This window comes from Neobacillus canaveralius, from assembly GCF_047237705.1.
Taxonomy (GTDB): domain Bacteria; phylum Bacillota; class Bacilli; order Bacillales; family Cytobacillaceae; genus Neobacillus; species Neobacillus niacini_K.
Genome location: NZ_JBDFLL010000001.1, coordinates 353,329 through 366,246 on the forward strand (window position 1 = coordinate 353,329; position 12,918 = coordinate 366,246).

Genomic DNA, 12,918 nt, shown 5'->3' on the forward strand with positions numbered 1-12,918 from the left:
AGACAGGAGAACCAAATTGAGCCAATATCACGAAGTCCGAAGACAAAGGGCGCTCTTATCCCAATTTACAACCACTGTGCTTTACCCAAGGAACCCGTGGGTGGTAGCCTTTTTTTCATTTTCTTACCCAGGCTTTGGCCATTTATTGCTTCATCGTTACATTGCTGGTTTTATTCTCATCCTTTGGGAAACCTTTATTAATCACAATGCAAAAGTAAATCTTGGAATATTTTATTCGTTAACAGGTGACTTTGCAAAAGCCATGGATGTGATAGATGAACAATGGCTGATTCTTTATGTCGCCATTTATATGTTTGGAATATGGGATGGTTATCGAACGACTGTCGACTTAAACAAACAATATATTTTAGCCGATCGAGAGGACGCACCTATACAGCCGGTATCGATGGGTGCGTGGGATATTAATTTTCTGGATAAGCGAAAACCTTGGGTGGCCGTTCTTTGGTCGGTGATGTTCCCAGGTCTAGGGCATTTATATATTCATAAAGTCATTGCTGGATTTTTTATCTTTGCTTACACAGTGGCAATCATGTATTTTGGGCATTTGCCACAGGCTATTCATCTTACCATGATGGGAGATTTTGACTTAGCTAAACAAATTTTACACATGCAATGGGCCATGTATTTACCCTCCATCTATTTTTTTATCCATTACGACGCATACGTGGGGACTATTGATTACAATAATCTATTTGAAATAGAGATGAAAAAATTTTTACGAGCAAATTACCAAAAGAAAGAGTTCAAATTTCCTTTTTAAGAAGTGAGATGAGTGGATGTTTGTTATTGCTACATTTGAGAATTCTATTTATATTGAGTTAGCGATTACAGCACTGGAGGAGCAGGGGATCTCAAAGGAATTAATTTTAGCGGCCCCGCTTGATAAGCGGAAGGAACAAAGAGGACTGTTTGATAGTATTCATAAATCTGATGGATTTAGTTTATTTGACGGTCCGATGATTTTAGGAACCTGTTTGATGCTGCTTGGCGCAATATACGGATATGAACTGGAATGGGGACCGATTCTTTGGGGAATCATTGGAGCTATTTCGGGAATTCTTCTGGGATTTCTTATAAAAATGCTCATGCTTAAAAAAAATAAACGGGGCAGCAAAAATATCACATCAGAAATTGTTCTTATGGTTCGGTGTGAGGAGCAAAAGTGGGAAATGGTTGAAAAAATATTATGGGACCATCTCGCTCTTGGTTTAACAAAGATCTAAAATACCACCCATTGCCTATGGGTGGTATTGGTATTTTCCGAGGTCAATCGTGCCGTTCAATCCCACTTGAATTCCTTCACTCTCGAGTGAGAAAAGCTGTTCATGATAGGATTCATCGTCCTGGAGGGCAATTTGTCCCTTACCGTTGACGACACGGTGCCAGGGAAGGCGATGCTTCTTGCTCATCGAATGCAGGGCACGGACAACCTGACGTGCCGCACGCGGGCTCCCAGCCTCTCTGGCAATTTGTCCATAGGTCATGATTTTTCCTTCGGGGATTGCTTTTATTATCTCAATAACTCTTTCTGTAAAAGGCTGCATCTGTCATTTCCTTTCTATCTGCTAGTCCTATTATAGAATAAAATTATTTTCAGTAAAATTTTCATTCGACATTTGGCCGCGACAAATTTCTCAGGAAATAATGTAATTTAGTTTATATTTCCTTTATTAATCCTATTACAATGCGTGTTAAAACGTTTTTGAAGTGCTGTCGAAAAAAGAAACAGAGGAATTATTTTTCGATGAAAGTGTCCGATTTTTCTAAAAATTTACGTGTAGTCTTGTCCTTGTTGGATAATTCGTGCATATTCCCGTATCCAAGCTAATAAAATGGTTACAAACCTTTACAAAGAGAGTGTTTGAGGTGAAGAGTCGTTTGAGGCTTTTGTAGAATTAGTTGGGGACATGATTATTCATTGTATCGATCAGAAAGCAGCAATGCTTTCTGGCGCATGAGGGTTAGCTTAGTTTATGCAGCATGCGGTTGCAGTATTTCGTCTTAGTGATAAGCGGGTCTCATTTCGCACTTCTCACATCCAATTTAGGGAGGGCGAGTGGTGTGCACGATTACATCAAAGAGAGAACTATCAAGATTGGAAAGTATATCGTGGAGACGAGAAAAACGGTTCGTGTCATTGCGAAGGAGTTTGGCGTATCCAAAAGTACTGTCCATAAAGATTTAACAGAGAGGCTTCCTGAAATTAATCCTGAGCTGGCAAATGAGGTAAAAGAGATTTTAGATTATCATAAATCGATTAGACATCTCCGGGGTGGAGAGGCAACGAAAATGAAGTACCAGAAGGAAGAAAAAGAAGGTGAGGCCGTTAAATAGGCCGTCTTTTCCGAAGGTATCTTCGCAGATATGTAAAAATGTTTTAAAATGGCCATTTTCAATGACTTCTTGGAGCATTCTAAGAAAGTCGGGGAAAGGGCCATTTTTAATAGTTAAAAAGGCATTCATTCTCTTTCAAGAAATTTTTTCCGACAAATTTCTACGTTTTTTAGGATAATAGTATGGAATTTTTATGGAATATGATACAATTAGCAATTAGGAAAGTATGACCGTTTCAAGGAGGAAAGAAAAGAGAATGTTTGCTAGGGATATTGGGATTGATTTGGGAACGGCTAACGTGTTAATCCACGTAAAAGGCCGCGGAATTGTATTGAATGAGCCATCTGTCGTAGCAATAGATAAAAATACGAATCGTGTTCTGGCTGTGGGTGAGGAAGCTCGCCGTATGGTCGGACGTACACCTGGTAATATCGTCGCGATCCGTCCGTTAAAAGATGGAGTAATCGCAGACTTTGACGTAACAGAAGCAATGTTAAAACATTTTATTAATAAGTTAAACGTGAAGGGCTTTTTATCAAAACCGCGTATTCTGATTTGTTGTCCAACGAACATTACAAGCGTTGAGCAAAAAGCGATTAGAGAAGCGGCGGAAAAGAGCGGCGGCAAGAAAATTTATTTAGAAGAGGAGCCGAAGGTGGCAGCGATTGGCGCAGGTATGGATATTTTCCAGCCAAGCGGTAACATGGTTGTCGACATCGGCGGTGGAACGACTGATGTAGCAGTTCTTTCAATGGGCGATATCGTTACTTCTTCCTCCATTAAAATGGCCGGCGACAAGTTCGACATGGAAATCCTCAATCACATCAAGCGTGAGTACAAGCTATTGATCGGTGAACGCACAGCTGAGAATATTAAAATCAACATTGGTACCGTATTTCCAGGATCACGTTCGGAAGAAATGGAAATTCGCGGACGGGATATGGTCAGCGGCTTACCACGTACGATCACCGTTCATTCAGAAGAAATTGAAGGTGCATTACGTGAGTCAGTGTCCGTAATCGTTCAAGCGGCAAAAAGCGTTCTTGAACGCACACCGCCAGAACTTTCAGCCGACATCATCGACCGTGGCGTTATTTTAACAGGCGGGGGAGCCCTGCTGCACGGAATTGACACATTGCTTGCAGACGAGCTCAAAGTACCAGTCTTAGTAGCCGAAAACCCAATGGACTGCGTGGCAATCGGAACAGGCATTATGCTAGACAATATAGATCGTATTGCGAAGCGAAAAATTATTTAATAAGGTAGGACATCTTACCATTGAAAAAGTCTAATGATCTTATCATTGGGCTTTTTTATTTGGTGAAGGTTTAAAAAACGGCACCGCAACCAAAAGTTTTCGCCACTTTTTGCCATGGAAATACTTTTTCTGCAAAAAATTACTGTCTATTCCCTAATTTTTTTATAAAATAGAGTATAATATTAGGTAAAACGAAAAAAACAGCAGAAGAATGGACTAACAATAGGTCCAATACTATAGATGGATTTCGGTTAAAGGGGAATAAGAGATGTCAGTAAATCATCTAAACCAGGTGAAGACGAGGGAAGAGTATAAAAAGGCAAAAGGCGCTGAGCAAGAAGGTACTGCCACTCAAAAGACTTCTAAAGTCGCTCAAAAAGCCCAAAAAGCAGAAGCCGTGAATAAACGAATTCGGATTCGTTTAATTCCAATTTGGCTTAGAATCGTTCTATTGGTCATTTTTACTGGTCTTTTTATGGTAGCTGGTGCCGCGGTTGGCTATGGTGTGCTTGGTAGTGGGGATCCTGGAGATGTGTTAAAAGGCTCCACTTGGACACATATTATTGATTTAGTTGAAAAAAAATAAACGAGGAGGGGTCTCTTGCCCTTCCTTTTTGTGTGCTCTTAATAGTAAAATATATATATCTGTTCCTATGAGGAGGTACTAAAAATGTTAGATGTACAACAAATCAAAGAAATTATTCCCCATCGTTATCCATTTTTGCTTGTAGATAAAATCTTGGAAGTGGAAGAAGGCGTAAAGGCGGTCGGAATCAAAAATGTAACCGCAAATGAAGAATTTTTCAATGGCCATTTTCCTGATTATCCGGTAATGCCAGGTGTGTTAATTGTCGAGGCACTTGCACAGGTTGGAGCGGTTGCGGTATTGAAAAAAGAAGAAAATCGCGGCAAACTGGCATTTTTTGCTGGGATTGATGGCTGCCGTTTTAAAAGACAAGTGAAGCCTGGTGATCAGTTGCGACTTGAGGTTGAAATTATTCGCTTGCGTGGTCCAATTGGCAAAGGAAAAGCAGTTGCTACGGTTGATGGAGAAGTTGCATGTGAAGCAGAAATCACGTTTGCGTTAGGAAAATAGTCGGGGAATTCCCCGATTATTTTTTTTGTAATAGTCCTTTCATACTTGGGGAAAATAACATAAGACCGATAAAAGGGTCAATATTTTTCCTATGGAAAGGGGCTTTTACGTTTGAAGAAAAAGCTGTTTTTATTATTAGCAAGTGCGTTTCTATCAGGGTCAGTGTTAGTGGGGTGTAATAATAATAATGATGATGACCAAAATCCTGCACCACCGGTGAACGATAATACACCGCTTGATAATGATAACAACCTGGATGGTAACAATAACAACGATTTAAACAACAGAAACACACGTTATAACAACGATAACAATCTAAACAACAGAAACACACGTTATAACAATAATAACGGTTTAAACGACAACAACTATCCTAGAAGCGAAGACAAAAATACGGATACTGATAAAGATCCGACCAAGGACAGAAATACACCACGGGAAGATATCATGGAAGACGACATTGATATGAACGACCGCGACAACAAAGACGAATAAATAAAATGGGGCAGGCTGAAATAGCCTGCCCTTTTACTAATCGTGTTTCATTTTTAGCTTTGGTTTGCTTTTCATTTTGTCCCTAAATTCTTCGAGTAAGGCCTGGCCGCCAAGGCCCTTCTCGAGCAGGCTGTCGAGTAGGAGTTCAGAGTAATCACTTCTGTTACGGCGTAATCGGCCTTCAAACAAGACGCTTATGTGGTTCTCGAATTTTTTTAGTGTAGCAATTTTGGTTTGGAAATAAGCGGGAACATTTTCGCGTTTGGAAATCACCGCTTGTACAATTACCTCGCGGCTTTGTTCGTGGATTTTTTGGAAGTAGTCATAAAGGGATAAATCGGTATAGGCTTCAAGCAGCCAGCTAGCACTTTCATTTTCTTTATTGATAATTAATCCATCTTCTAATGGGATTTCAACGGAATTTCCATCCTCAACAACTTCCAAAGCCACTAACTTAAAGGATTTCATCGGCAATACCTCCTGTTTCGATTCTCGAGTCACATTTTTCTAAAGTATAACATATCAGTGCTGAAAACAAATGTCGAAAAATATTTGTCGTATTTTGCAAATAAGCCTTTTGGTAAAAAATAGTCCCTTCAAAATTGCCTTTTGACATAGTTGAAAAATCAATTTTGAAGCAAAAAATGCCATCAAAATCCAAATTTCACCATTTTACACCTAGGTCGGGAAGGTCTATGATTAAGCCATCAAAAGGAGAGGAGAAAATTGTATGATCAATCAAGTCACGCTTGTTGGAAGGCTGACGCGGGATCCGGAATTGAGAAAAACAAGTGATGGGCTGCCTGTTACTACTGTGACGTTGGCAGTTAGCCGTCAATTTCGTAACCAGCATGGAGAAATAGAAGCAGACTTTGTCCAGTGCACCATTTGGAAAAAGCCTGCTGAGAATACGGTCCAATACTGTCGAAAGGGTTCAGTTGTGGGGGTTACCGGCAGGCTGCAAACCCGTCATTATGATAACAAAGAAGGAAAGCGTGTGTATGTTACAGAAGTGGTGGCCGAATCCATTCGTTTCTTGGGCGCAAAACCAAGCTACACACCGCCAGAACCGCCACAACCCGTTACGGTTACAGTGACGAAGGAGGAGCTGCCATTTTGACACATCATGATGATGTCGCCACCAGTTTAGAACAACTGCTTGAAAGTTTGATAAAAATGGTCGGCCGTGCCAATAAGAAAAATGATAATCTACAAAACACGATCAATCTGATGAATGAAAACATCGACAGCCTCAAGAAAAGAATCAGCCAGCTAGAATGGATTATGAAAGGGCAGCTAAAGGAAAGAGATTGGGGCCCAATCAGAACCTACCCCACACATCACCATACTCAAACACCATCCGAAATTCACGACCATATCTCACATTTTTGAAAATCTTCGTCAGCTGACGTCATAACTAGAATTATTTTTGGTAAAACCAAAATGGTTCCTTTTTTGAACATTTTCCCCGAAATAAGAGGTTCCTTTGTTAAAAGAAAAACCGATACCCTCCAAAATAGTCCCCATTTTCCGGCCGAGCAGCGCCGGAATTTTTTTGTTCTAAACGGTGTATAATTTTTCTCCTGTCGGGCAAACTAGTACAAAACCCCCTGTGTTTTATTTTTCAAGGCCGCTGATAATCGATCAGCGGCCTACTTTTTTAGATATTTTTATGTTTTTTACTAGCTTTGATCTGATAGGTTAATAAATTGATAAACAACGCACGCCTTTTTGGCGGCATGAGAATTCTTTTTTAAAGAAAAAAGGAGTATTAAAATTATTGTCGAATAATAAAAGTTGATGTAAATATTTGTCTCAACGGAGGTTAAGTAACTAATGCCAAACTCGTTAATATTTATTGGAGAACGACCGAGTAACTTGGAAATGCATATCAAAGGAAAACCGGAATTCTACGATGCCTTGCTACTCTCAAAAAAATCTCACCACCCATCTTCACACCTATCTTACCATTCTATCCCTCTTCACCAATCAAGAGTTACCATTCACATCCATGAAACGAACTCCCAATTTAACTGTCACCACCACTCCTTGCAGCTGATCGAAGGAGAGAGGCCGCTTTCCGAGGAAGACGCTTACGATATCTTCACTAACTTTGCCATTATGGAGGACAACAAAGTCGCATTCTTAATGCATTCACGAAGGAAAGGAATCAAATTGCGAGAAAAAGTGAACCCGAAGAATTTGTTAGCTCATGAAAAACAAGAAGTCTAGAATACGGAATCTTTGTGGTCAAATAGCAAGCATAATTGTAAAATTAAATGTCTATACATTTAAACTTAATTGTATATAATAATAGTTGAATACTCTTATAGTTTTGATTTTGTATTTTTATAATTATTGTACGTAGAAATTTTGGTATAACGTATGACTGGGTGGTGCTCAAACTGGTTAAATATCAGGAAATTTCCAATGAAATGAGAAGACGGATTTTCGATAGCTTTTATCCTCCGGATCAGCCGATTCCAGATGAAATCTCGCTTTCGAATCAATTTGCATGCAGCCGTATGACGATGAAAAAGGCTCTTGATATCCTTGTCATGGAGGGAATCCTATATAGAAAACGCGGGCATGGGACCTTTATTGTCAAATCTTCGTTACAGAATAATAAAGTCCATGTGGCATGTAAGGAATCATTAGGGCTAACGCAGGTAATTAAGGAAAGAGGAATGAGTGTTACCAGTCAAATCATCAAATTTGAAGTCAAGTTCCCATCGGAGGAAATTGCTGTTCAACTTTCGATTGATGTCAAAACTCCCGTTTACGATATTATCCGGTTAAGATTGGTTGATGACGAGCCCTATGTTTTGGAGCATACCTATATGCCAACAAATTTAATCCCTGGAATCAATGAAAATGTATTGCTGTCATCCGTCTATTCCCATATTAATGAAACACTTGGATTGACAATGGCTGGCCTGCATAAAAAAATAAGAGCCTGTAAACCGAACCAATATGATAAAGAATATTTAGGCTGTTTGCAGGATGATCCGATTCTTGAAGTTGAGCAGGTGTGTTATTTAAACAACGGTATTCCATTTGAATACTCTTTTTCAAGACACAGATATGATAAATTTGAAATTACAACGGTAAATATCCGACGTTAATAATGTGGTAACAGATGATAGTTTGATGAGTGGAGGGATAAGGATGTTAAATCCTCGATTAACAGCTATTTTACGAGAATTAATGAGAGCTAGGTCGGCGATAACTGGTGAAGATTTAGCATCCATTATTCAAGTAACATCACGAACAGTCAGAAATGATATGAAAGAGCTGGACTCGGTTCTTGCTCGCAAGGGGGGAGCAATTAAATCCGTCAGAGGAATAGGCTATGAACTCGTGATTCAGGAGGATCATTTGTTCAAAGAGTTTTTACAAAGTCACTTTCAAAATGAAAACGGTGCCAGTCCTGCGACTCCTGAAGACCGGTTACGGTACCTAATGAAGCGGCTTCTCTTAGCCGATGGATATTTAAAGATAGAAGATTTAGCCGACGAGTTATATATTAGTAAGTCAACGATCCAAAATGACTTCCGTGATGTAAAAAAAATGCTTGAAGGGTATGGAATTGCCTTTGAGGCACGCCCTGGTTATGGAATGAGGTTGATAGGAGATGAGGTTAAACTTCGTTTTTGTATGGCCGAATTTATTTTTAACCGAAATGATTATCGAGGATATCTGGCTGAAAGTGGAATATCTATTCTTCCACGGGATAAAATGCAGGGGATTAAAGAGATTATTTTAGACCAAATTAAAGAGTACTCTGTATCTCTATCAGATGTCGCGCTAGACAATCTTGTTATCCATATTGCGATAGCGTTTAGACGGATTGGAAATGGGAATCATGTCTCCTTACCTCCGGAAGAATTAACAGACGTTATAAAAACGAGAGAGTATAAAGTAGCGGAAAAAATAATTAGTAAACTTGAGACGAAATTGATGTGTTTTTTTCCAAAAGTAGAGATTGCATATATAACCATGCACTTATTAGGGACTAGGATGGCTGCTCATTTAAGTGCAGATGAAAGTGAGCTTCATAATGAAACCACAAGGCTTACGATACAAATATTAGAAGAAATTGAAAAGGAATTAAATTCAGGTATTCTTGATGACAAAGAATTGGTGATAGCCTTAAGCTTACATTTAAAACCTGCGATCAACCGTTTTAAATATGGGATGAATATTAGAAACCCAATGCTTAGCGAGATTAAACTCAATTATCCTGTTGCTTTTGAAGCCGGCATCATTGCGAGCAGGGTACTAAAGCGGGAAACGGGAATTACGATCAATGATGATGAAATCGGCTATTTGGCTCTCCATATTGGCGCTGCGTTAGAAAGAAAAGAGATGAATGTTGTTCCAAAGCGATGTCTAGTCGTTTGTGCCTCAGGTATTGGAAGTGCACGGCTGTTATCCTATAAGCTTCAGTCAAAGTTTGGTGCAAGAATTGAAATTGTTGGGACAACGGAATATTACAAACTAAAGGAGTACCCTTTCCAATTGATTGATTTTGTTGTAAGTACCATCCCAATCCGAGATTCCCTGCCAGTGCCGGTGATAGAAGTAAACACCTTTCTTGGAGAGGGAGACTTACAACGAGTACAATTTGTGTTGAAGGACCAATCAGAGCAGTCCTTCGAGTATATTAAGGAAGAATTAGTCTTTCTTCAGGAAAAATTTAATTCAAGGGAAAGCACGCTTCAATTTTTTTATAAGAAGCTACTTAATCTTGGCCTAGTAGACGAATCCTTTTTAGATTCAGTGCTGGAAAGAGAAGCAATTTCACCGACTTCTTTTGGAAATCTTGTAGCGATTCCTCATCCGATTTCGCCATTGAGTGATACGACCTTTTTGGCGATGTGTACGCTGCAAAAACCAATTGATTGGGGAGGAAATCGGGCCCAATTTATATGCTTATTAAGTGTGGAGAAAAATAGTACTCAGGATCTTCAAAAGATGTATGATCTCTTAGGCACGGTGGTGGATGACGGCGCCAAGGTCCAACTACTGCTAAAATCGAAAACCTATAAGGAATTTATTAAATGTTTATTTGAATAAGGTGACTTAAAATGAATATATTATTATGTTGTTCAGCAGGTATGTCGACTAGTTTATTAGCCAAGCGAATGAAAAAAACGGCTCAGGAGCAAGGGGTAGAATGTAAAATTTGGACCTTGCCTGGAGAAGCGGTTCCGAAGCAGATCGATCAAGCAGATGTCCTGCTGTTAGGTCCGCAAGTGAGACACATGCTGCCCATTTTAAAAAAATTAGGTGCGGAAAAAGGAATCCCCGTGGACGTGATTAACATGGTCCACTACGGAACCTGTAACGGTGAAGAAGTACTAAATTTCGCCAAAAAACTACTAAATAAAGACTAAAAGGGATGGAATCCGTAGTTTCCATCCCTTTTTCTATAACAAATGATGAAAACGCTTAATGATTTCCCTTGCGCAACGGAAAAAATCTAAGTTTAGATTCCAGTGCTATTCCCCTACAATAAAGTCAACAAGTCAAGTATGGCTTTAGATATCATTTTATAAATCATACAGGGGAGGATGTAACAGATGAATATCTTATTATGTTGTTCAGCAGGAATGTCTACAAGCTTATTAGTAACAAAAATGGAAACTGCCGCTTGGGAGCAGGGATTTGAATGTAGAATTTGGGCAGAGGGTGTCGATGCAGTGAAAAACCATATTGGTGAAGCGGATGTTCTATTGCTTGGGCCTCAAGTACGCTATATGCTGCCATCGATGAAAAAGTTAGGAGAAGAAAATAATGTCCCTGTGGATGCGATTAACCCGGTTCACTACGGAATGGTTAATGGGGCAGAGGTATTAAAAGCGGCAATCGAATTAGCTAAAAAATAGGTTATGTTTTAGCACTGGGCAAATAAATAAAAAAATAAAGGGGAAATAGCGGATGAATAAACTAACAGCTTTTTTAGAAGAAAAAGTTATGCCGACTGCTGGCCGGATTGCTGGTCAAAGACACCTGCAAGCGCTACGGGACGGACTAATTGCCACGATGCCATTGATGATTATTGGGTCGATATTTTTAATCTTAGGTTTTATTCCAATTGATGGCTACTCTGATTTCATGGCAGGTATATTCGGGGATGAATGGTTAGGGAAATTGTTATATCCAGTGGGAGCAACATTTGATATTATGGCTCTGGTGGCAGCATTTTCCATTGCGTATCGCTTAGCTGAAAAGTATAACGTTGATGCAATGTCAGCAGGGGTTATCTCGCTAGTTGCATTTTTGCTGGCAACTCCATACCAGGTTTCTTTTACACCTGAGGGTGCGACAGAAGCGATTATGGTTGGAGGGGCGATTCCTGCAGCATTAACAGGAAGTAAAGGTCTTTTCATTGCAATGATTTTATCGATTATCTCTACAGAAATATATCGCTTCGTTATTCAAAAGAAAATTGTGATCAGAATGCCTGACGGTGTTCCGCCGGCAGTAAGTAAATCATTTGTTGCTTTAATACCTGGTTTTATTGTTGTTATTGTTGTTTGGTTATTACGTTTGGTTGTGGAACAAACAAGCTTTGAAAGTCTTCACAATGTTGTCACTCAATTATTACAAGATCCGCTTAGTGCTTTAGGTGGTACATTATGGGGAACCATTTTAGCTTTAATTCTAGTTCAAATGCTATGGTCCACAGGTTTACACGGTCAAACAATCGTAGGTGGAGTAATGGGACCAATTTGGCTTGCAGCAATGGATGCGAACCGTGTGGCTTTCCAAGCTGGGGAGGAAGTACCAAATATCGTTACGCAGCAGTTTATTGATATCTTCGTCTTAATTGGCGGTGGTGGGGCAACTCTGGCGCTCGTTTTAGCTATGTTATTCACAGCAAAAAGTAATCAAATGAAGTCATTAGGCAGATTAGGTATTGCACCAGGATTATTTAACATTAATGAACCGATAATCTTCGGGATGCCAATTGTGATGAATCCAATCATGATTATTCCGTTTATCCTGGTTCCGATCGTAGTCACTACTACCAGCTTCCTTGCAATGCAAATGGGGTTAGTAGCAAAGCCTGTAGGAATATCGCTTCCTTGGACAACTCCTCCTATAGTTGGTGGATTCTTAGCTACAGGTGGTAAATTCTCTGGAGCTGCTCTACAAATGGTTAATATGGCCATTGCTTTTGCGATCTATCTGCCGTTCTTTAAACTATGGGATAAGCAAAAATTAATAGAAGAAAGTCAATTTAATACGAAAAAAGCATCTTAACAATTTTGGATACCCCCCATTTAGGCATTCACCGGGGGATATCCTTTCTAACCACTATCTTTGGAGGGAAACATGATGGAAAACTTAGAAACCGTTATATTTCAAATTATTCTTCACGGAGGAAATGGAAAAAGTGCAGCAATGGAAGCAATTGCTGCAGCAAAAACCGGAGATTTTGAAGGGGCAAGACAGAAGCTAAAGGAATCAAGTGATGCGGTGAATGAAGCCCATAAAATTCAAACAAACCTTGTTCAGGGAGAAGTACGTGGCGAAAAAACAGAAGTTTCTCTTTTAATGGTTCATGCCCAGGATCATCTGATGAATGCAATTACGATTAAAGATTTAGCTACTGAGTTTGTGGATATGTACGAAACGATAAAATTGCAAAACGTAAAATAGTGAAATTCTTTTGATAGACTTATGCTCGCATGTGCGAGCTTCT

Annotated in this window: 18 protein-coding genes; 16 read left to right on the plus strand and 2 right to left on the minus strand. The window is 39.5% G+C overall.

What is annotated here, in order from left to right:
• Positions 1-16: 16 nt before the first annotated feature.
• Together ABC255_RS01745 and ABC255_RS01750 are read left to right on the plus strand one after the other, a co-directional pair.
• On the plus strand, positions 17-781 hold the full coding sequence (locus ABC255_RS01745; RefSeq protein WP_412991064.1) for a hypothetical protein: 765 nt from the start codon (positions 17-19) through the stop codon (positions 779-781).
• A gap of 16 nt (positions 782-797) precedes the next feature.
• Positions 798-1,244, plus strand: coding sequence for a hypothetical protein (locus tag ABC255_RS01750; RefSeq protein ID WP_412991065.1), 447 nt, complete (start codon positions 798-800; stop codon positions 1,242-1,244).
• A 15-nt stretch (positions 1,245-1,259) separates the two neighbouring features.
• On the opposite strand, the gene ABC255_RS01755 is transcribed toward ABC255_RS01750, so the two are convergent.
• Positions 1,260-1,565 carry an MGMT family protein gene (locus ABC255_RS01755; protein ID WP_412991066.1) on the minus strand — a complete coding sequence of 102 codons (306 nt, stop codon included), beginning with the start codon at positions 1,563-1,565 and terminating at the stop codon, positions 1,260-1,262.
• Positions 1,566-2,082: 517 nt separating this feature from the next.
• Here ABC255_RS01755 and spoIIID point away from each other — a divergent pair.
• From spoIIID to ABC255_RS01780, 5 genes are all read left to right on the plus strand, one after another.
• Positions 2,083-2,355 (plus strand): sporulation transcriptional regulator SpoIIID, encoded by a 273-nt coding sequence (gene spoIIID / locus ABC255_RS01760; protein WP_007086083.1) that lies wholly within the window; start codon positions 2,083-2,085, stop codon positions 2,353-2,355.
• Between the two features lie 256 nt (positions 2,356-2,611).
• On the plus strand, positions 2,612-3,613 hold the full coding sequence (mreB, locus tag ABC255_RS01765) for a rod shape-determining protein (RefSeq protein ID WP_335535199.1): 1,002 nt from the start codon (positions 2,612-2,614) through the stop codon (positions 3,611-3,613).
• A gap of 268 nt (positions 3,614-3,881) precedes the next feature.
• Positions 3,882-4,199: a DNA-directed RNA polymerase subunit beta gene (locus tag ABC255_RS01770; RefSeq protein WP_412991067.1), complete on the plus strand. Its 318-nt coding sequence runs from the start codon at positions 3,882-3,884 to the stop codon at positions 4,197-4,199.
• 84 nt (positions 4,200-4,283) lie between these two features.
• Positions 4,284-4,709, plus strand: a complete 426-nt coding sequence (gene fabZ, locus ABC255_RS01775; RefSeq protein ID WP_063254781.1) for a 3-hydroxyacyl-ACP dehydratase FabZ — start codon at positions 4,284-4,286, stop codon at positions 4,707-4,709.
• Between the two features lie 111 nt (positions 4,710-4,820).
• Positions 4,821-5,204: a hypothetical protein gene (locus ABC255_RS01780; RefSeq protein ID WP_412991068.1), complete on the plus strand. Its 384-nt coding sequence runs from the start codon at positions 4,821-4,823 to the stop codon at positions 5,202-5,204.
• 36 nt (positions 5,205-5,240) lie between these two features.
• Here the strand turns inward: ABC255_RS01780 and ABC255_RS01785 are convergent, their stop codons facing one another.
• Complete coding sequence (locus tag ABC255_RS01785) at positions 5,241-5,672, minus strand: YwpF family protein (protein ID WP_412991069.1); 432 nt, start codon at positions 5,670-5,672, stop codon at positions 5,241-5,243.
• 262 nt (positions 5,673-5,934) lie between these two features.
• Between ABC255_RS01785 and ssb the strand changes: the two genes are divergently transcribed.
• The 9 genes from ssb to ABC255_RS01830 all read left to right on the plus strand — a co-directional run bounded on the left by ssb (position 5,935) and on the right by ABC255_RS01830 (position 12,875).
• On the plus strand, positions 5,935-6,324 hold the full coding sequence (gene ssb / locus ABC255_RS01790) for a single-stranded DNA-binding protein (protein ID WP_335535189.1): 390 nt from the start codon (positions 5,935-5,937) through the stop codon (positions 6,322-6,324).
• Entirely contained in the window at positions 6,321-6,596 is a 276-nt protein-coding gene (locus ABC255_RS01795) for a hypothetical protein (protein WP_412991070.1), read from the plus strand. Before ssb ends, ABC255_RS01795 begins: the two co-directional genes overlap by 4 nt.
• Positions 6,597-7,040: 444 nt before the next feature.
• Positions 7,041-7,436, plus strand: a complete 396-nt coding sequence (locus tag ABC255_RS01800; protein ID WP_412991071.1) for a hypothetical protein — start codon at positions 7,041-7,043, stop codon at positions 7,434-7,436.
• Between the two features lie 173 nt (positions 7,437-7,609).
• Complete coding sequence (locus tag ABC255_RS01805; RefSeq protein ID WP_412998450.1) at positions 7,610-8,329, plus strand: GntR family transcriptional regulator; 720 nt, start codon at positions 7,610-7,612, stop codon at positions 8,327-8,329.
• A gap of 43 nt (positions 8,330-8,372) precedes the next feature.
• A complete protein-coding gene (locus ABC255_RS01810) occupies positions 8,373-10,283 on the plus strand; it encodes a BglG family transcription antiterminator (protein ID WP_412991072.1) in 1,911 nt (636 codons plus the stop codon).
• An 11-nt stretch (positions 10,284-10,294) separates the two neighbouring features.
• Entirely contained in the window at positions 10,295-10,603 is a 309-nt protein-coding gene (locus ABC255_RS01815; RefSeq protein WP_412991073.1) for a PTS sugar transporter subunit IIB, read from the plus strand.
• Between the two features lie 186 nt (positions 10,604-10,789).
• The gene (locus ABC255_RS01820; RefSeq protein ID WP_335535177.1) at positions 10,790-11,095 is read left to right on the plus strand and encodes a PTS sugar transporter subunit IIB; all 306 of its coding nucleotides are present in this window, start codon (positions 10,790-10,792) and stop codon (positions 11,093-11,095) included.
• Between the two features lie 52 nt (positions 11,096-11,147).
• Entirely contained in the window at positions 11,148-12,476 is a 1,329-nt protein-coding gene (gene celB / locus ABC255_RS01825) for a PTS cellobiose transporter subunit IIC (RefSeq protein WP_412991074.1), read from the plus strand.
• A gap of 72 nt (positions 12,477-12,548) precedes the next feature.
• Positions 12,549-12,875, plus strand: coding sequence for a PTS lactose/cellobiose transporter subunit IIA (locus tag ABC255_RS01830; RefSeq protein ID WP_335535173.1), 327 nt, complete (start codon positions 12,549-12,551; stop codon positions 12,873-12,875).
• Positions 12,876-12,918: the final 43 nt, after the last annotated feature.